We start from the raw sequence: 20,125 nt of genomic DNA, 5'->3' as shown, positions 1-20,125 counted from the left end.
TAATTTGAGGGTAAAACTACTGTGATGGTATGTTGAAAAAAATGACATATATCAGCTTTCAGGATTTTTTAATCCGTTGCCCAAAAAATTGGTCATCAAGGTGGTAAAGACCACAATACTGATGGAGCTCAAGGGCATCAAAATAGCCGCAATGACGGGTTGTAACTGGCCCGTTACGGCAAAGTACACCCCAACCACATTGTAGCACAGAGAGAGCAAAAAGCTCATTTTGATGACCCGGATGGATTTTTGTGAGAGGTGGATGAACTTGGGCAACAGGGACATCCGCGAAGCATCCAATATGCCATCGCAGGCCGGGGAGAACACATTGATGTTCTCCGATATGGCAATGCCCACATTGCTCTGCGCCAAGGCCCCGGCATCGTTCAGCCCATCGCCCACCATAAGCACATTGTGCCCCTCCTGCAATCCTTTGATGTATTCCAGTTTATCCTCGGGCTTTTGGTTGAACAACATTTGGGTCTTTTGCGGGAGCAGTTTTTGCAGTTGGTGTCGTTCACCATCATTGTCACCGGAAAGGATGCCCAGTTCCAAATGCTGCCCAAGCGTTTCAAAGACTTGGTCGATTCCATCCCTGTAGGTGTTCTTGAACACAAAACGTCCTTTGATGTCCTCGTCCGCACTCACATAGACCGAGGTGTCGGCCACATGGGTGGACGGTTCTTTCCCAACATAGGTGGCAGAACCCACTTTAATGGAATGTTCCTTGACCCTCCCCTCAAGACCCTTGCCCGTATGTTCCTGGAATTCATCCAAGGTCATGATGGCATTCGACTTGAGGATATCGTACAGCGACCGGCTCAAGGGATGGTTGGATGCCCTGAGCGTGGTTTTCAATAAGGCGGTCTCTTCTTGGGTCAATTCCACCCCTTCATAGAGAATGGTATCCTTTTTATTGGTGGTCAACGTACCTGTTTTATCAAAAATGGCCATATCGATTTTGGCCAAGCGTTCTATGACACTTGCATTTTTCAGGTAGAACTTGTGCTTCCCAAAGATGCGGAGCATATTGCCCAAGGTGAAAGGTGCCGCCAACGCAATGGCACAGGGGCAGGCAATGATCAAAACGGACGTGAACACATTAAGGGCCATACCGGGCCTGTAGACCAGCCAAAAAACAGTGGCCAAGATGGCTATGGTGAGAACGGCGGCAGTGAAACGCTTCCCGATGCTGTCCGTCAAGGTTTGGAACTGGCTTGCCCTGTCCTTGGAAAAAACGGAGTTGCCCCACAATTGGGTCAGGTAGCTCTGCGAAACGGATTTCAGCACCTCTACTTCCAAAATTCCGGCCATCTGCCTTCCCCCGGCGAACAGCTTGTCGCCAGATTGCTTGTGGACCGCATCGGATTCCCCGGTCACAAAACTGTAATCTATCTGGGCCGTTCCCTTGATCAGCACACAATCCACGGGAATGATCTCGTGGCTCCGGATCAGGATCCGATCCCCCACATCCACTTTATAGACCTGTACGTTCTCTTCTTCGCCGTCCTGTTTCAAACGGGTCACCGCCATGGGGAAATAGGATTTGTAGTCCCGCTCAAAAGAGAGGTAGGCATAGGTTTTCTGCTGAAAGAATTTCCCCAACAGCAGAAAGAACACCAAACCAGTGAGGCTATCGAAAAACCCAGAACCCAAATCGAAGATGATATCGACGGTACTCCGGATAAAAAGTGCGAGAATACCCAGGGCAATGGGCACATCGATATTGAGCAGTTTGGTCCGCAGTCCTTTATAAGCGGCCGTAAAATAATCCTGCCCTGCATAGAAGACCACAGGCAGGGAAAAGGCGAACATCAACCAGCGGAAGACCGGTTTGTATTGGTCCAGCCAGAATTCCTCCACCTCAAAATATTCCGGAAAGGAAAGCAGCATCACATTGCCAAAGGCAAAACCTGCGACCCCCAACTTGTAGATGAGCGAGCGGTCCACCCTATGGCTTTTCTTGTTGTATTCTTCCAGAGAGATATAGGGCTCGTACCCTATGCTCCCCAACAAGAGCACCAAGGTCTTCAGGGAAAAATCGGCTGTCCTGTAGGTGACACGGATGGTCTTTTTGGGAAAATCCACTTGGGATGCCGTGATGGACTTGTGCAAACGGTTCAGGTTTTCCAGTACCCAGATGCAAGAGCTACAGTGAATGGTGGGAATGCTCAGGTTCACCACCTGCACGCCTTCTTCGTTGAACTCCACCAATTGTCCCACGATTTCCTGATTGTCCAGAAAATCATATTTCTTGGTGATCTCATTGGGCGTGGTCCCGGCCTTGGCCTCTATCTCGTAATAGGCGGAGAGGCCGTTGGAGGTGAAAATCTCATACACGGTCTTGCAGCCATTGCAACAAAACTCCTTATCATCAAAATACACCGCGCCATTTCCGCACTCATCCCCACAATGGTAACAGGTTGTGTTTGCCATCATTGAACATTTGCTTTATACCTGGGCACAAAGTTGTAATACGATTCTGCATAAAAATATGATATTTATCAGTTTATACCCAACGGCCAACCTTTAAATTTGTCCTCTCAGGTAAACAATTCCACTATGGAAAGCAGATGTGAAAATTGCATTGTAAGGCAGTTCAATTCCCTTCGGGCCATGAGCAAGGAAGAATTGAAGACAGTATCCGACTCCAAGACCACAAAGACCATCAAAAAAGGACAATCCCTTTTTGAAGAGGGCGAAAAGCTCAACGGGGTCTTTTGTGTGCGCAGCGGGGTCTCCAAACTTTCCAAGCTGAGCGCAAACGGCAAGGACCAGATCGTGAAATTGGCCACCAAGGGCGAGGTCCTTGGCCAGCGTTCGGTGATTGCCGAGGAAAGCACCAACCTTTCCGCGATTGCCGTAAGTGATATGGAAGTCTGCTTTATTCCAAAGGAAAGCATTACCCATACCCTTCAACGGAACCCCAACTTTACCTTGGAGGTGTTGAGGCACATGGCACACGACTTGAAGGAAGCGGACGATGTGATCGTGAACATCTCCCAAAAAACCGTGAAACAACGTGTGGCCGAGGCCTTTTTGTACCTCAGGAACAATTTTGGGGAGGACAAGGACGGCTTTTTGGCCCTTACCCTTTCCAGGGAGGACATCTCCAATGTTGTGGGCACCGCAACGGAATCTGCCATAAGGATCATTTCCGAGTTCAAGAAAAAAGGGCTTATCCGCACCTCCGGCAAAAAAATAGGCATCAAGGATGAGCGCAGACTCACTGAAATGGTGGCAGGCTTTTGAGGTCTTCTCCAAAACCTGATAATTGTCATAGTATCCCCATCACCACAAGGGTAATTTTATCGCATCTAAAAATTTCGTCAGATGCAAAGGATTCTCATACCCACGGATTTTTCGGAAAATGCTTGGAACGCCATTGATTATGCGATGCAGCTTTTCCGCAACAAGCGTTGTACTTTTTATCTGCTGAACACCTATACGCCAGTGATCCCGAGCAGCCGTTTCATGGCCAAAATGGTGGACGGTGTCCGTATAGTCGATGCCGTTAGGGATGCCTCTGAAAGAGGTTTGCAAAAGACCGTCGCACGGATAAAAAGCAAGTATAGGAACGACAACCACAGCTTTGAGACCATCTCTTCGTTCAACCTTTTGGTCGAAGAAGTGAAAGACATTGTGGACACTTTGGGCATTCATTTAGTGGTCACGGGCACCAAGGGTGCTTCCGGTGTGGATGAGGTTTTCATGGGCAGCAACACCGTCCGGATCATCAAGAGTTCCAAAAAATGTCCCATTCTGGCCATTCCCCATCATTTTGAGTTCATCACCCCGACCGAGGTTGCCTTTGCCACTGATTTTACCCGATTCTATACCACATCGGAGCTGTCCCCTCTCTTGGAAATTTCAAAAATGTTCCATGCCACCATCCGGATCGTGCATGTGCAGTATGGGATCAAGGCCCTCACGGAACTTCAACAATTCAACCTGAACATGCTACGGAGATATTTGGGCGATGTGGAACATTATGTGCACACGGTCTCCGAACTCAACTCGGTCTCACAGACGTTGGAAATGTTCTCCCAAGAACTGGACATCCATTTGTTGGCCATGCTGAACTATCAGCACAGCTATATGGAAAAAATGACCCGTGAGCCCATCATCAAAAGAACCGCTTTTCATACCCAAATCCCATTATTGGTCATCCCGGAACTGGGCATGGAAGGAATTTCCGCCAAGAAAGAGGAAGAGGAGGAAGAGCAAAATGTATCGTCCCATAATTAATGTCTTGTCCCTATCTTTATGCCCGGACCTGAAGTTTACCAGGCCGGTGATCTATGGACAAACAACAACTAATTGACTGCCACGAGCGGATAAAGCCCTTTATCCACAATACACCCGTGCTAACTTCCCGTTTGATCGATGAAATGGCCGGGGCCCAATTGTTCTTCAAATGTGAGAATTTCCAAAAGATGGGCGCCTTTAAAATGCGGGGTGCGGCGAATGCCATCATGCAATTGACGGAAGAACAAAAACGGAACGGGGTGGTCACCCATTCCTCTGGGAACTTTGCACAAGCCCTTTCCCTGGCAGCGCAAAGTCTAGGGGTAAAGGCCCACATCGTAATGCCCAGAAATGCGCCACAGGTGAAAAAAGATGCCGTTCGGGGCTACGGTGGACTTGTGGTGGAATGTGAACCCACCTTGGCGGCGAGAGAAAAAGAATCCAAACAAATTGAAGAAGAATACGGAGCAACCTTCATCCACCCTTCCAATGACGATGCGGTCATTTTGGGACAAGGGACCTCAGGCAAGGAGTTATTGGAACTGCATCCAGACCTCGATCATGTGATCACCCCTGTTGGTGGTGGCGGACTGATAGCGGGTACCGCACTTGCTGTTGCCTATTTTGGGAACGATTGCAAAACGATCGGTGGGGAACCTTTTGAAGTGGATGACGCCTACAGGTCGCTCCTGAGTGGGACCATTGAAGGGAACACGACCATCAACACCGCTGCCGATGGCCTTAAGACCCAATTGGGGGACCGAAATTTTCCCATCATCCAGAAGCATGTGGAGCGAATCATCCGGGTCACGGAAGAAGAAATCGTCTCGGCCATGCGATTGATCTGGGGACGGTTGAAAATCATCTGCGAACCATCAAGTGCGGTCGCCCTCGCTGCCATTCTCAGGGAAAAAGAAGCATTTAAGAACCAAAAAATCGGGGTGATCATTTCCGGCGGAAATGTGGATCTGGACCATTTGCCCTTTCAAAAGAATTTTTAGTGCTGCTTCTCGAAGTGAACAATAAAAGTGGTACCGACCTCCTTCTCGCTCAACACTCCAATTTTTCCGTTCATGGCCTCTACTTGGGTCTTTACCAGATAAAGTCCCAGGCCCTTTCCTTCGGTAGCTCCGCTGAGCCTGCCATACATGTTGAAGATCTTGCGTTCCCGTTCTGGGGTGAGCTCCATACCGATCCCGTTGTCCGACACCCTTAGGACAATGTAACCACTGTTCTCCTCCGTGACCAATTGGATGATGGGCGGCACGCCTTCCTTGGCATAGTGGATGGCGTTCAGGATCAGGTTATAGAAAATGTTCACCATATAACTCTTCAGGCCGAATATGGTTTCTGCTTGGGAAAAATCGGTATTGACGGTTGCCTTGGCACGAATGATCTCCTCGGAGAGCAGACCATCCACATCTTTCATCACATCGGTCAATTTAATCTCCCTGAACTGTTCCCTGTCGGCATTTTTAAGGGATAGGGAAAGATTGAGGTCCTTTATGGTCTGGTCCAATGCCTCAGTGGTATTTTCTATCTTTCTTACAATGTCATCGTTCATTGGGTCCTTGCCCCAATCGTATATTTTGGACAACATCAACAGATTGGATATGGGTCCCCGCAAATTGTGCGATATGATCCTTACAAAGTTTTGGAGCTCATTGTTTTGTTGCACTACCTGTTGCTTGGTCATTACTTCCAAGGTCACATCTTGGGTGGTGCCTGCCATTCGCACGGGATTGCCAAGCTCATCATAAAATGTTCGCCCTTTTTGGTGTACATATCTTATTTCCCCATCACCAACAATGACCCTATGCACGATATCGTGTATGGCGTTTTTCTGTATGCTCGTATCCACATCTTTTTGAAAAGCCTCCCTATCCTCTGGATGGATAATTTCCATCAGCGAGGCAAAGCTAGCCTTGAATTCCTTCGGGTTCTGATGAAAAATGTGGTACAGTTGGTTGGACCAAATAATTTCGTCCTTGATCATGTCCCATTCCCAGTGCCCCACATTTGCGATTCGCTGTGCTTCCCTATATTTCCGTTCGCTGTCCCACAACTTATGGATATTGCCTACCTCATCCGTAATATCCTTTTGCCATATGCAACATCCGGCAACTTCACCCGACACGTCCATGAATGGCTGGAAGGAGAATTCATGCACGTACGTATCACCTCCCTCCTCAAAAGTGTGCTTGGACGTGGTGGCATAACGGTTCAAGGCCTTTTCACAGCCTTTGCTACACGGGCTGAAAAAGATACTTTTTTGGTATATGGGCCTAAGGTCCATTCCCTTTGTCGGTTTACCCAATTGCTCTTTCTTGAGCTTTTCCCCAAAAGATTTGTTGAAGGCCGTTAGTTTGTAATCCTGGTCCATTGCCCAAACGACATCACCCCCATCTTCGACATTCTCGACCTTGTTGTGTATAAGAATCTGTTTCTGCTTCACCGCTACAATATTGAACAAGTAATCTTGTTATGGCGAGTTGGGGTGGGCTGCCAAGATGAAAAAATATGCTCCAGAACGAACTATTTACAAAGTATTTTTACTTATATGAACTTTGAAGATAGTCTTCCAAATGCTCTATACGCAAAGGTTTTGTAATGAATTCCTTTACATATTTCTTAAATTTTTTGGCTTCTTGCCTATCCTCATCAGATTCCGAGGAAGTTACAAGTAAGACTTCGTTGGTCTCAGGAAAATTTTCAAGTGTCATAAATTCCAAGAACTCAAAACCGCTCATCTCCGGCATGTTGATGTCCAAGAGAATCAATGTTTTCACGTTGGGGTTATCCCTATATCTGAGATCGTCAAGGGCCAATTCGGGATTGGTGAACGTCTTTACCCGATCCTCCATCCCCATTCTCCTGAAGTGTATGGTGTTCACTGTGTTCACCAGGTCTTCATCATCGACCAAATAAATTTCCTTGTACATAGTTTCGCAATAATTAAGTTAGTTGATTTTGGTTTGTTTTACACAAGATCGATAAAAATTAAACAATATTTTGCATTAAACATCTTTTTCTTACAAAAATAATTGCAGATACCATCGCTTGCTTGTGCAAAAAACAAAAGAGCTTTCCATTGCGGAAAGCTCTTTGTTCTTTCGAAGTGCGGATGACAGGAATCGAACCTGCACACCTTGCGGCACTAGATCCTAAGTCTGGTATATATTGCACCAATAAAACATAAAATCACTCGTTTTCAATGACTTATGTTTTTATTCATTTTATTTAGAGTCAATTAATATCAGTTGATTTCAACATTTGTTGTACCTATGTTGTACCCAAAATTCCTAATAAAGACGTATCTTTAGAGTGAATTTTTGACAAAATGTTGTACCTGATTTGACTTTCGTACTCAAAACAGGTTCAAAATGTCAACAAGTGCAAAAATAATACTTCGCAAAAAGCCTAATTCAAAAGGGCTCTATCCGCTTGCAATTAGGATAACCAAAGACCGTCGTTCAACTTACAAACATATAGGTCATTATATTGAATTAGAGGATTGGGACTCTAAAAACCTAAAGGTAAAAAAATCGCATTCTGAAGCTGAAAGCCTGAACAATTTGATAGCTTCCAAACTATCCGAAGCCAGAAAAGGGCTTATTGCACTACAGACGGATAATAAAGCCGCTACTGCTCGACAAATCAAAAAAGAAATATATAAGCCAACTTTGAGCTTAACATTTTTTGATTTTGCTGACGAGCATCTTGAAGCCTTAGAGGCTGAAAAGAAAATCAATCGCCATTCTACAGATTCAGCTTGGGTGAGTTATATAGAAAAATATTGCTTTGGCCGACATCTGACTTTTCAAGAAATTGATGAACGCTTTCTCAAAAAATTCAAGATTCATTTAAAAGGTTTTTGTTCATTAACTGAAACTACTGCAATGAATGTAATGGTCTTGATAAGGTTACTGTTCAATAGAGCCGTTCGGGATAAGGTTGTTAGCAAGGAAATATACCCCTTTGGCAAAGGTAAGTTTAAAATCAAATTTCCCGAAACCACAAAAACAGGACTTTCAGGTAAAGAAATAAAAGCCCTGGAAAGTGTTACTGAACTAACTGATATGGAAAGACACTCATTGAACGTTTGGTTGTTCAGTTTCTATTTTGCGGGAATGCGTGTTTCAGACGTCTTATTCATAAGGTGGTCTCAAATTTATGATGGTCGATTGCATTACAGGATGGGCAAAAACTCAAAGTTACTGTCCCTTAAAATTCCAGCTAAGGTTGAAAAAATCCTGCTACAGTACATCGAGGACAGAGTAAATGATGATGACTTTGTTTTCCCCGAAATGAAAAAAGCCAACTTATCTGATGCGAAAGACATATATCGAAAGAAAAAAGTAGCAAACAAAAAATTCAATGACCACCTTAAAAAAATTGCAAAAAGAGCAGGCATCCAGAAAAAAGTTACGATGCACATTGCTCGACATTCTTTTGGCAATATTGCAGGCGACAACATTCATCCACTAATGCTTCAAAAATTATATCGTCATACGGATTTAAAGACCACCATCAACTATCAAGCTAATTTCATTCATAAAGATGCTGATGACGCTCTTGAAAGTGTAGTGAATTTTTAAAATAAATTGATTGACCCTTAAAAATCTTCGAGTTGAATCTAATTATTAAAAATTATTTTAGGGTTAATATTAATCACAAATTTTTTAAGGTTTTCCCAATCAATTCGAAAAATGTACTGGTAAAAAGCAAAAAACAGATTTAATAATTTTACTATTTATCGTAGTTGTCAGTTAAAACATAATACAAAATTTCTACAGATTTAATTCCGTATTTTGAAAACATGAAACTGCTCATTTTGGAAGACGAACCTGAAATGCTACAAAGCCTCGAAGAATTCGCCGCGGAAGAGGGGTATATTTGTGATGTGGCCTGTAATCTCTCGGAAGGTCTGGAGCGCATCGGTCTTTATGATTATGACTGTATAATTTTGGACATTAACCTTCCTGATGGCAGTGGGTTCGATTTGCTCGAAACTCTCCATAAGGATGATAAGTCCGATGGGGTAATCGTCCTTTCCGCGCGCAATTCCCTTGAGGATAAATTAAAGGGACTGGGGTTGGGGGCGGATGACTACCTGGCCAAGCCATTTTACTTCTCCGAGTTGAATGCCCGTATAAAGGCGATTATCCGGAGGAAGCAATTCAAAACAAATAAAATTTTCCATTACTCGAACCTGGTAATAGAACCAGATCAGTACGCCATCGGGGTCAATGAACGCGGAAATACGCTTTCGCTGACCAAAAAAGAGTATGCCATCCTCACCCATTTGATCAACAACCACAAGCGGGTACTTACCAAAGTTGCGTTGGCGGAATACATCTGGGGCGATTACGTGGATGAGGCCCAAAGTTTTGATTTTTTATTCTCTCAAATAAGAAACCTGAAACGCAAATTAAGGGATGCCGGTGCCCAGGTGGAAATCAAGAATATTTATGGGGTAGGTTATCAAATTAAATCCATATGAAACTCCTTTCCTACACCTCTCGTACCCAGTTATTGATTTTCCTGCTGCTGTTCGGGGTTTTTTCGGGACTGTTTTACTTGGTGCTTAGATGGAACATAAGGCAAAACGTGGATGAAGTTCTATATAACCGCAAGATGAACTTGTTGGCATATCTTGGGGAACACCCTGAAACGATTATAGAACAGGATAACCCTCTTGATGATTTTATCCTACATCCCGTGAGCAAAGCTTTGTATGAAAAAAATGCGCAAAACCTGGAACTATATACCGACACACTTATCTATGAACCGACGGATGCCGAACTGGACGAGTATCGAAAACTGACCTCCTATGTAGCTTTAAATGGTGGTTACTACGAGCTGGAGGTGGTAAAGCCCCATCTTGAGGCGAACGAAGTCATCAATACGATTGCCGTTACGTTGAGCGGGTTGTTTTTTGGTCTCGCGATCTGTGTCTACCTTTCAAACAAAATGCTTTCAAAAAGAATATGGCTCCCTTTCCATGAAATGCTGGATAAACTTGAAGATTATCGCGTTGACAAAGAAAGGTTGCCCAAATTTCCCAATTCCAAGATCAAGGAATTTCAATTGCTCAATGTTGCCCTGACCGAGTTGACCTTAAAAAACAAGGAGGTCTTCGATAACCAAAAACAGTTTATCGGGGATGCTTCCCACGAAATGCAGACTCCCTTGTCCATAATCCAGTCAAAACTGGAAGCACTTATAGGCCAAACACAACTTTCCGAAAAGCAGTCTGACATCCTAGAAGGTATCATCGGTTCCACACAAAGGCTCAAAAAACTGAACAAAACCCTGTTGTTGCTGGCCAAAATAGACAATGACCAGTACCTGACAACGGAAGAGGTAAATCTTGACGGGATAATCGGCAGGTCGCTGGAATTTTATGAGGAGCAGAAAGAGACCTTGAACATTAGGACCGAGATCGATATCAGGAATGGGGCAACTGTCCGGGGAAACAGTTTGCTTATAGAGATTCTCATCCAGAACTTGCTCAAAAACGCCTTTTTGCACAACGTGAAGGATGGAAAAGTGAGCATAAAACTGGACGGGAAACGATTGGAGGTTACCAATACCGGGAGTGAAAAGGGGATAGACAAGGAAAAATTGTTCCAACGGTTCTATAAATCGTCGAACAATCCCGATTCGTGGGGTCTGGGCTTGGCTATTGCATATAAAATTGCCGATAAGGGCAATTGGGAGCTGACATACAGTCACAAAAATGCCCAACACACTTTCACCGTTCATTTCTGACCATCCTAAATTTCTACAGAATCCATGTTTACATTTGATGAAAGTTGAATGTTAATCCTTAAATTTTAAAACTATGAACACTGGTAAGAAGTTTTTTCGTATCGCTCTACTATCCCTGCTATTTCTGGGAGGGGGCATGTTTACTTTGATGGCGCAATCCGATATCAAGGAGCTAAGTGAGGAGGCCATTGAGTTCTCCGATCTGCCACAGGCCGTACAGGATGCCTTTGGGAATTCGGAATACGCCGATTGGGAAATCGAGGAGGTGGAAAAGGTCGAGACCGATAAGGGTACCATGTACGAACTTGAGGTCGAGAACGAGGATGAGTCCTATTTTGAACTCTATTTTAGCCCCAAAGGAGAACTGGTGCTCAAAAGGGAGGAAAGCCACTCGGAAGGCGATGACGATCATCGATAATATTGCGATGATGAAAGTCTAATTATTTTAATAATTGATATAAGCTGGGAAATGTTGGAAAGAGTGATTGATGGCTTTTACATTTCCCAGCTTTTAATTACCCCAAGCTTTAATACGGGGCCTAACTAGCGTATGATCAAAGACATAACGAAGAATATTTGTAAACTGAACGTTCTAATCGGCATTCTCGCGATATGCTATTGCAATGTGGATTGCAATGCGCAATCCAAACTGGCTACAGAAAACCCGAAAACTCCACAGACCGTATCAGAAAATGGTTTTCCTATAACCAAAACGTATTTCAGTATAGTTCACCCCATTGTCACGTTTTCCGACAGCGGTCGGAACTTCAATTTCGATAGCGGTTATACAGTTGGATTCCCAACGGGCATCAATTTTTTGCAAAGTGAAAAAGTGGCCTTTAGCCTTGAGTTCGTTCCTTTTATTAGTGCCGAGGACGGCACATCCAAGGTAAGTGGTTTGCTTTTTCATCCCGGGGTAATCTACCGAAATATTGCCGGGTTTAATTTCTTGACGAGACTCGCCTATAATACGAATGGGAGATACGGTATAACAGCCGTTATCAACAGGCCGATAGTCAAAAGGGATAAAGTGAACTATTTTCTGGCCACGCCTATACCTATCCGTTTTGGTAACGAATTGCCTACATCGGTAACATTTGCATTTCAATTTGGCATTTTATTTTGAAACTATAGAATTAAGTATAACCGAATACACAATTAACAAAAAATGAATTATGAAGAAAGTATGGATTTATGCAGTAATGTTTTCACTGATTTCCTTGAGTTGCGAGCAATCCACCAAGAAAGATGATTCAAAAGAACCGGCCGAAAAACCCTTGAATGATAATAAGGAATTAAAGGCGATGGATATTGGAACCTTAAAATCCGAACTTGGGATGGAAGGGAAGGAAGAAGATGGGCAATTCAAGGTTACCGTTCCGCAAAACGACCTAAACGTAATGGTCGATGGTTTTAGAATTATTCCACCGATGGGATTGGGCAGTTGGGCTGCTTTTGCACCGACCTCGGCACAACCTATGGTAATGGGCGATATAGTGGTTACGGAAAAAGACCTGAAACCGGTACAACAGGAAATAATCCAACAGGGATTGAAGGTTACGGCAATCCACAACCATTTTGTAAGGAATGAGCCTGATGTGATGTACATGCATATCGGTGGTATGGGCAGTGAAGAAAAATTGGCAAAAAGTGTAAAAGCCATTTTTGATAAAGTAACAGAAGTTAGGGGAGCAGACCCGTCTGCCGTAGAAATGCCGTCGGTGGAGAACACGCTGGACACCAAAAGGATTGACAGCATCTTAGGGCATCGCGGGACTATGACCAATGGGGTGTATAAAATCACCATCGGCCGACCCGATGTGAAGTTGACGGAACACAGAGCACCTGTAAGTACATTCATGGGCTTCAACACCTGGGCGAGCTGGCAAGGCACCCCTGAAAAAGCAGCAGTGGCCGGTGATTTTACTATGCTGGCAGATGAAGTAGCTCCGGTTATCAAAGCACTTATTGAGAATGACATTGAAGTGGTAGCGGTACACAATCACATGGTGCACGAGGATCCAAGAATTTTCTTTCTTCATTATTGGGGAATCGGACCCGCTGAAAACTTGGCAATAGGATTAAGAGAGGCTTTGGACAAAACGGGAGTAAATAATGCGGAATAAATTTACACCGGCATCGGTTTCATTTGCCTTTCTTATTCGGCATCTTACAATTGAAAGTAACGAGTTATAATAATAAAAATCAGAAAAATGGACAGAAAAGAATTTATAAAAAATTCAGCAATTCTCGGAGGAGCAACCATTCTTCCTATCAACAATGTTTTTTCCCAAAGCGTTAATGAAGCTAGTATTGACAAACTGGTAGACAGCAACGGAAACTTTATCCAAAAGCCATTACCATATAGCAAGACCTTTTTAGAGCCTTATATGGACGAAGAGACCTTGCACTTACATTATGAATTTCACCACGGTGGTGCAGTCAAAGGTGCCAATAAGGATTTGGGAAATATCAAGAAAAATCTCGACTCCGGTGAAATGGATAGTGTCGATTTGTGGACCAGGAAATTGTCCTATCATTTTTCAAGCCATGTTCTGCATACGATTTTCTGGACAAACCTCACGAACAAGAAAAATGAGCCTAAAGCAGAACTTTTGAGGCAGATAGAAAAGGATTTCGGTTCATTCGATAAACTGAAGTCCTACATAGCTAAAGTTTCAAAAAGCGTTGAAGGCAGTGGTTGGGGAATTCTTGGGTACCAACCGTTTTCACAATCTCTTACATTATTGCAATGTGAAAATCATCAAAAGCTTACGCAATGGGGGGTCATACCAATTTTGGTCATTGATGTATGGGAACATGCCTATTATTTAAAGCATAAAAACAAGAGAGGAGATTTTGTTGATACTATAATGGAAATCATAAACTGGGATAACGTAGCACAACGTTTTGCAAATGCAAAAAAAATTAATTGAGGTAATAATATTATCCGACCATAATGCCAGGTGAATTCAATCCAAATAAAAAAAGAGAGTTACCCTTCAGAGAGGCTCTGAAAGTTTGGGTAAAAGTGGCCATTCATAGTTTTGGCGGTCCGGCAGGACAAATCGCTGTTATGCACAAAATTCTGGTTGAGGAAAAGAAATGGATCAGTGAAAACCGTTTTTTGCATGCGCTGAATTATTGCATGCTATTACCAGGCCCTGAAGCTCAGCAACTGGCCACATATATTGGTTGGCTCCTGCACAAGACAAAAGGTGGATTGGTCGCCGGATTACTGTTTATACTGCCAGGATTTATATCCATACTGGTCCTGAGTATTCTTTATGCCGCCTATCGGGATGTGGGTATTGTGGACGCCATATTTTTTGGAATCAAGCCAGCAGTGCTGGCCATTGTTATCGGTGCGGTTATAAAAATCGGCAAGAGAGCACTTAAGAATGAAGTAATGGTTTTAATGGCTGCATTGGCATTTGTTGCCATCTTCTTTTTTGAAGTAGACTTTCCATACATTGTTCTTGCCGCTGGCCTAACGGGATTCATTGGAGGCAAGTTTTGGGAGGAGAAATTTCACGTTATAAAGGGACATGGGGATGGCTCAGCAAAGGAAAAAGAGTATTTGGTTGACAGCCATATCCAGCAGGTCAAACCATCATTCAAAAATACCCTTAAGACGGTTCTGTTGTATCTTTCTTTTTGGGCGTTGCCATTGGTAATGGTCGCCTTATGGATGGGAGTTGATTCCATCTTTTTTGCAGAAGGCGTATTTTTTAGCAAAACGGCAGTGGTAACTTTTGGAGGGGCCTACTCCGTTCTTGCCTATATAGCCCAAAAGGCCGTGGAAGACTATGGTTGGTTGAGAAGCGGGGAAATGCTTGATGGTTTGGGTATGGCGGAAACCACCCCTGGGCCGCTCATACAGGTTGTACAATTCGTGGGATTTATGGGAGCCTACCGCTTTGCGGGGACAATGGATCCACTTCTGGCCGGGATTTTTGCATCCCTGCTGGTAACCTGGACCACTTTTGTCCCTTGCTTTCTGTTCATATTTACGGGAGCGCCATACATTGAGTATCTCCGAGGGAATAAAAACCTGACAACTGCCTTGTCGGGAATTACCGCGGCCGTGGTGGGAGTCGTACTAAACCTTGGCGTCTGGTTTTCCATTTATACACTTTTTGGGAAGGTGCATGAAAGCCGTTCATTTGGGTTAAGATGGTTAATTCCGGAATGGGAAACGATTAACATTCCTTCATTGATAATCGGACTTATTGCAGCATTTGTCTACTTCATCCTAAAATGGGATATGCTAAAGACCATACTTATCAGCGTTTTGTGCGGTATTGTCTATTATTTCGTTTTTTAGTGCAGGGTTGTATTTCTTTTCCCGCATTTCTACAGAATCGGTTTCTATTTTAGGAAAATATGAAAGGACTATTCTTTGTCATAGGTTTACTGATGATTGTAGAATGTAGCATGGCCCAGGTAAGTTTACCAAACACGATTTATGCAAAGTATACAGATGATGCAATTCAGCTTGATGGAAGATTAGATGAACCTGTTTGGGAAAATGCCGTTCGCATAAGCAATTTTACCCAACGCGAACTGAATGTTGGGGAGCCGGCAACAGAAAAAACGGAAGTGGCCATTGTCTATACGGCCAATACCCTATACATCGGATTTTGGGGTTTCGATAGGGAGCCGGATAATCTTGTAGCCCGCGAAATGAAACGGGATTTCAACTGGGGTGTAGAAGACAACTTTGAGGTCATCATAGACACTTACGATGACGACAGAAACGGATTTCTATTTGTGATCAATCCCAATGGTGCCCGTGCCGATGCGCAGATTTTAAACAACGGTAGGTCTTTTAACAAATTTTGGAATGGTGTATGGGATACCAGAACAGCGATAACGAACGAAGGTTGGTTCGCGGAAATAGCCATTCCTTTTTCTACCCTGAAGTTTAAAACGAATTTAGATCAGCAGGTCTGGGGTATCAATTTTGAGCGCAATATTCGCAGAAAAAGGGAACAATTACTATGGCAGGGCTGGTCTCGTGATTCCGAACTAGAGCTGCTGAACAGGGCTGGTACTTTGACCGATCTCGACAATATCAAAAGTAAAACTTTTATTGAAATCAAGCCTTATTCAATCGGGGGTGCGGAATTAACACCAGAAAAGTCTGAGGGACAGCTTAACGCTGGTGGCGATATCAATTACCTTATCACACCTACCCTACGTATGAATCTGACCATTAATACAGATTTTGCTCAGGTAGAAGCTGATAGGCAGCAGATCAATCTTACTCGATTTCCTTTGTTCTTCCCCGAACAGCGGGAATTTTTCCTTGAAGGACAAGACTATTTTGATATGGGTATGGGAAACCGCATAATCCCTTTTTATAGCAGGCGGATCGGATTAGCCGAAGATCGTTCTACGGTTCCAATAATCGCAGGGGCCAGGATTTTGGGTAAAATGGGAAATACTACGTTGGGTGCTTTGTCCATGCAGACAGCCAGTAGGGACAGCATACCCTCTACCAATTATACAGTTGTAAGCTGGAGGCAGGATGTTTTGAAACAATCTTCCATAGGTATTATATCTGCCAATAAATACGAAAATGGACGATGGCATAGCACAACCGGAGGATATGGGCTTTACAGTACGTCTGAATTATTTGGTGGCAAAAACCTGAATATTGGTGCATCATTCACACAAAACATTAACTCTGATGATTTTGATGCAAGGGCCAATGCTCACCGTATTTACCTGAGCTATCCCAACGATAAAGTTGAGTTTGATATGGCTTGGCAAAGAAGTGCTGCCCCCTTCAATCCGGAAGTGGGTTTTCTGCGCAGGGAAAATTTCCAGGAGTTTTATGCGGAGCTTGAATGGAAGCCCCGACCTACAAACCATATGAAATGGATACGACAGTTCAGTTTTAAAGGACTGGATATGAATTACTTCATTTTTGACGATACAGGTGATTTGCAATCATTTTTCTACGAAATCAGGCCATTAGGCTTTGAAACACGCAGCGGGGAATTTTTTGAGTTTAACATTCAAAGGAGAGCCGAAGGGCTGCGTGAACCATTTGAGATAAGGGAAGGAATTGTCATTCCTGAAGGAGAGTATTGGTACAATCGTTTGGAAATACAAGCCGCTACTTTCAGCGGTCGTAACCTTGCGCTAGATACGTATTTTAACTGGGGGAATTTTTTTACAGGAAAGAGTACCGAAACTACTTTTGCGCTCTCATGGAGAGCGAGTCGGTATTTAAGAATCAGTGCTAACTACGAAAAAAACTGGATTGACTTGCCGGAAGGAAGCTTTGATACAGACCTGATCGGTAACCGTATAGAGTATGCCGTAAACCCGAATCTATTCGGCTCCCTGTTTTCCCAGTGGAACAGTGAAGATGAAGAAGTACTACTGAATTTCCGTTTGCAATGGATCCCAATTATCGGAGCTGATTTCTTTTTCATCGTCAACCAAGCTTACGACACTTCGGGAAATAGCTGGACACTTGAAAGAACAACTATTTTGGGCAAACTGATATGGAGATTTGTGATTTAAAAAGAAAACTACCAGATACCTGTTTAATGTGATACAATGTAGGTAATTGATTTTATTTGAAATAGTTAATTCAAGTAAGTTTGCAACACAGATGAGACAATAAATCTTCTCCTTGTAATCCCGAATTTCTACAGAATCTGTTTGTATCATTGAATTGGGTTTTAGTAAGAAATAAAAAAAGATTATTATGCGATTTAAAAATGTATGCTTTGTAATAGCTTGTTTGTTATTCGTGGCTGTAACAGTATGCTGTGAAAACAAGAACCACAATTTTAAAGAAATCAGCGAAGAGGAAATTGAATATGCTGACTTACCGGCGTCTGTACAGACCGCCTTTGAGAGCTCAGAATACAAGGACTGGGAAATAGAAGAAGTAGAAAAAGTTGAAACCGACAAGGGAACTTTATATGAATTAGAACTGGAGAGCCCGGACGATAAACACCTGGAAATCTACTTCGACAAACAAGGAAAGATTATAGCCTCTGAAAACTAGCAGCATCAAGCGAGTGCAAGAAGAACCCGATAAAGAAAAGATCAAAAACCAGCAGGGATTCAAATAACACGTAGCGGCAAAGAGAAGTTGATTTTTTATCTATTCTTCTGGTTATTACCATTCTTCTATTATACTTTTTTGTTCTGAAAGGGGTTATACACAAACGTTTGATTTAATGAAAAATCTAAAAAAATATTGAACTTAACATAACGAATCATATTCTTGTAAGCGAAGATACCTCTGAAGGCTTGAATTATGAAAACCCAAAAATTGATTCAAAAAAGTGGATTATAAAATTTATCGAATCCGCTAATGTTTCCTCTCATTAAATCATTGAAAAAGCTTTTTCTAAGGATAAAGTGTCAATTACATAAAAAGCCAGGGTAATCTTAAAGTGCCAAAAATATAATGCCAAGAACAGAAATTTTTAACGATAAGGATTTAGTCATTGATATACTTTCCAGTTCCTTCAAAGAGAACAAATCCGTGAACCTGGTAGTTGGGGGTGATAATGAAAAAATCCCCGCACTAATGAGCTACAGCTACGAAATGGCCGAACTTACTGGTAAAATTTTTATTTCTGAAAATAGAAAGGCTGTTGGGCTAATACTTTTTCCACGAAAGAAAAAATTCAGTTTCAAGTCCTTTTATAAAGACTTAAAGTTGGCCATAAATGTTGTTGGTCTAAGAAGGGTGCCGACTATTCTTAAACGAGAATCCTTAATTAAAAAGCATCATCCAAATGATCCATTTATCCACTTATGGTATATCGGAGTAAATCCTGTTGACTCCGGAAAAGGTTATGGGGGTAAGCTCCTTGAAGAAATAATTGAATTTGCCGATAAGAAAGGGCAGGATATCCATCTGGAAACTTCGACCAAAAGGAATATAGACTTTTACGAAAATCATGGCTTCGAAAACTTTGCTAATATTGATACCGGTTTACCCTATCGACTGATGCTTTTCAGAAGAAGGGCTAAACCCACAATCTGATGACGGTATTTGGCTCTGAAATGCATATCGTCACTTTCTTTATCATAGCGGTTCAATTAATACTGCTTACGAATTTTGTTATTATTTCATTAAAGAAACGAGACAGTAAGTCGACCAACCGCTTCATATGGTTCACAATCTCGTTGATAGCGTATAATTTTTTTTCGGGAATTTTCCCAGATACAAATATTCCTATACCGCTAACCATTCAATATATCGTGGCTTACGGCGTAGGTATCTACACCGCCTTGTACTATGTATATTATGTGTATTCTGAATTTGACATTGGTCATTTAAAATTCTTTACCCTACGCCATTTAATGATAATTCTCATTTCCGCATTTATTTTCTTTTTTGTCCTTCCGCTAATCATCTGGCAAGATATTGGTATCGCTAAATATTCATTTATTTTTATTCCTGTTGCAGTCGCAATTGCATTTCTCGTTAAAATTAGCGCACCGTTAATTGAGCTTTATAAGGAAAAAGGGGGTGCTACAAATAGGTTTTATAGAGATAGGATTGCCACTGGTTATCTTACTTTATTATCTATAGTGCTTATGCCTATTATAGTTGCGCTCGGGGATTTTCAGGTAGTGGAACAATTGATTGTAAATGCTGGCTACTTTGTTCTTGCCGTGGCACTCATCCGTATTAACATATATCAAGATTTAAAAATAGAACAATTCTTACACAGGTTAGGATATACCGATGATGCTAGAGAAGCAAAAAATATTGTTATCTTAAAATATTTTTCTAACCTCGATTTATCTAAAAGAGAAATTGAGGTAGCCAACCTCATACTCGATGGCAAATCGTACAAGCATATAGGAAGCTATCTGTTTATTGCTGAAGGTACAGTTTCTAAACACGCTTCAAACATCTTCAAAAAAGCGGAGGTACAAAACAGACGCGAATTTGTACGACGCTTCAAAGGGAAGAGGAAATAATGCTCTTTACTATGACATTCTAAGATAAAGTAATATCCGTATTAAAATATGGATTAATCCGTAATGAAATACGGCTTTTAAAGCTTAGAAAGCTACCCCTTTTCGTTAATTTTACTGGATTTTGAATGCT

Annotated in this window: 18 protein-coding genes; 15 read left to right on the top strand and 3 right to left on the bottom strand. The window is 42.5% G+C overall.

All coding sequences use genetic code 11. The features are described 5' to 3' along the window. Positions 1-51 precede the first annotated feature (51 nt). Positions 52-2,436, bottom strand: coding sequence for a heavy metal translocating P-type ATPase (locus tag SD450_RS07155; RefSeq protein WP_318344158.1), 2,385 nt, complete (start codon positions 2,434-2,436; stop codon positions 52-54). A gap of 126 nt (positions 2,437-2,562) precedes the next feature. Between SD450_RS07155 and SD450_RS07150 the strand changes: the two genes are divergently transcribed. The 3 genes from SD450_RS07150 to SD450_RS07140 all read left to right on the top strand — a co-directional run bounded on the left by SD450_RS07150 (position 2,563) and on the right by SD450_RS07140 (position 5,249). After that, positions 2,563-3,252: a Crp/Fnr family transcriptional regulator gene (locus SD450_RS07150; protein ID WP_318343908.1), complete on the top strand. Its 690-nt coding sequence runs from the start codon at positions 2,563-2,565 to the stop codon at positions 3,250-3,252. An 81-nt stretch (positions 3,253-3,333) separates the two neighbouring features. Next, the gene (locus SD450_RS07145) at positions 3,334-4,248 is read left to right on the top strand and encodes a universal stress protein (RefSeq protein ID WP_318343907.1); all 915 of its coding nucleotides are present in this window, start codon (positions 3,334-3,336) and stop codon (positions 4,246-4,248) included. 53 nt (positions 4,249-4,301) lie between these two features. After that, a complete protein-coding gene (locus SD450_RS07140) occupies positions 4,302-5,249 on the top strand; it encodes a threonine ammonia-lyase (RefSeq protein ID WP_318343906.1) in 948 nt (315 codons plus the stop codon). Here the strand turns inward: SD450_RS07140 and SD450_RS07135 are convergent. Further along, complete coding sequence (locus SD450_RS07135) at positions 5,246-6,703, bottom strand: PAS domain-containing sensor histidine kinase (RefSeq protein ID WP_318343905.1); 1,458 nt, start codon at positions 6,701-6,703, stop codon at positions 5,246-5,248. The genes SD450_RS07140 and SD450_RS07135 overlap by 4 nt on opposite strands. 97 nt (positions 6,704-6,800) lie before the next feature. Continuing rightward, the gene (locus SD450_RS07130) at positions 6,801-7,190 is read right to left on the bottom strand and encodes a response regulator (RefSeq protein WP_318343904.1); all 390 of its coding nucleotides are present in this window, start codon (positions 7,188-7,190) and stop codon (positions 6,801-6,803) included. Between the two features lie 441 nt (positions 7,191-7,631). Between SD450_RS07130 and SD450_RS07125 the strand changes: the two genes are divergently transcribed. From SD450_RS07125 to SD450_RS07070, 12 genes are all read left to right on the top strand, one after another. Then, positions 7,632-8,846 carry a site-specific integrase gene (locus SD450_RS07125; protein WP_207034577.1) on the top strand — a complete coding sequence of 405 codons (1,215 nt, stop codon included), beginning with the start codon at positions 7,632-7,634 and terminating at the stop codon, positions 8,844-8,846. 221 nt (positions 8,847-9,067) lie between these two features. Next, the gene (locus SD450_RS07120; RefSeq protein ID WP_207034575.1) at positions 9,068-9,751 is read left to right on the top strand and encodes a response regulator transcription factor; all 684 of its coding nucleotides are present in this window, start codon (positions 9,068-9,070) and stop codon (positions 9,749-9,751) included. After that, the gene (locus SD450_RS07115) at positions 9,748-11,022 is read left to right on the top strand and encodes a sensor histidine kinase (protein ID WP_207034573.1); all 1,275 of its coding nucleotides are present in this window, start codon (positions 9,748-9,750) and stop codon (positions 11,020-11,022) included. Before SD450_RS07120 ends, SD450_RS07115 begins: the two co-directional genes overlap by 4 nt. Positions 11,023-11,095: 73 nt before the next feature. Further along, the gene (locus tag SD450_RS07110) at positions 11,096-11,440 is read left to right on the top strand and encodes a PepSY-like domain-containing protein (protein ID WP_207034571.1); all 345 of its coding nucleotides are present in this window, start codon (positions 11,096-11,098) and stop codon (positions 11,438-11,440) included. Positions 11,441-11,572: 132 nt separating this feature from the next. Beyond that, a complete protein-coding gene (locus SD450_RS07105) occupies positions 11,573-12,148 on the top strand; it encodes a hypothetical protein (protein WP_207034568.1) in 576 nt (191 codons plus the stop codon). A gap of 49 nt (positions 12,149-12,197) precedes the next feature. Continuing rightward, entirely contained in the window at positions 12,198-13,148 is a 951-nt protein-coding gene (locus SD450_RS07100; RefSeq protein ID WP_207034566.1) for a DUF1259 domain-containing protein, read from the top strand. Between the two features lie 87 nt (positions 13,149-13,235). Continuing rightward, a complete protein-coding gene (locus SD450_RS07095) occupies positions 13,236-13,958 on the top strand; it encodes a superoxide dismutase (protein ID WP_207034564.1) in 723 nt (240 codons plus the stop codon). A 23-nt stretch (positions 13,959-13,981) separates the two neighbouring features. Continuing rightward, positions 13,982-15,349 (top strand): chromate efflux transporter, encoded by a 1,368-nt coding sequence (chrA, locus tag SD450_RS07090; protein WP_207034562.1) that lies wholly within the window; start codon positions 13,982-13,984, stop codon positions 15,347-15,349. Positions 15,350-15,408: 59 nt separating this feature from the next. Continuing rightward, positions 15,409-17,562 (top strand): DUF5916 domain-containing protein, encoded by a 2,154-nt coding sequence (locus SD450_RS07085; protein ID WP_207034560.1) that lies wholly within the window; start codon positions 15,409-15,411, stop codon positions 17,560-17,562. A gap of 187 nt (positions 17,563-17,749) precedes the next feature. Then, positions 17,750-18,055 (top strand): PepSY-like domain-containing protein, encoded by a 306-nt coding sequence (locus SD450_RS07080; RefSeq protein WP_237688943.1) that lies wholly within the window; start codon positions 17,750-17,752, stop codon positions 18,053-18,055. Between the two features lie 408 nt (positions 18,056-18,463). Next, positions 18,464-19,048, top strand: coding sequence for a GNAT family N-acetyltransferase (locus SD450_RS07075; RefSeq protein WP_318343903.1), 585 nt, complete (start codon positions 18,464-18,466; stop codon positions 19,046-19,048). After that, the gene (locus SD450_RS07070; RefSeq protein ID WP_207034555.1) at positions 19,048-19,995 is read left to right on the top strand and encodes a helix-turn-helix transcriptional regulator; all 948 of its coding nucleotides are present in this window, start codon (positions 19,048-19,050) and stop codon (positions 19,993-19,995) included. The genes SD450_RS07075 and SD450_RS07070 overlap by 1 nt, the downstream gene beginning before the upstream one ends. Positions 19,996-20,125 lie beyond the last annotated feature (130 nt).

The sequence above is a fragment of the Flagellimonas baculiformis genome, from assembly GCF_033441575.1.
Lineage (GTDB): Bacteria > Bacteroidota > Bacteroidia > Flavobacteriales > Flavobacteriaceae > Flagellimonas > Flagellimonas baculiformis.
Note: the sequence above shows the minus strand (reverse complement) of the source record. Positions and strands in the feature narration are given on the sequence as shown.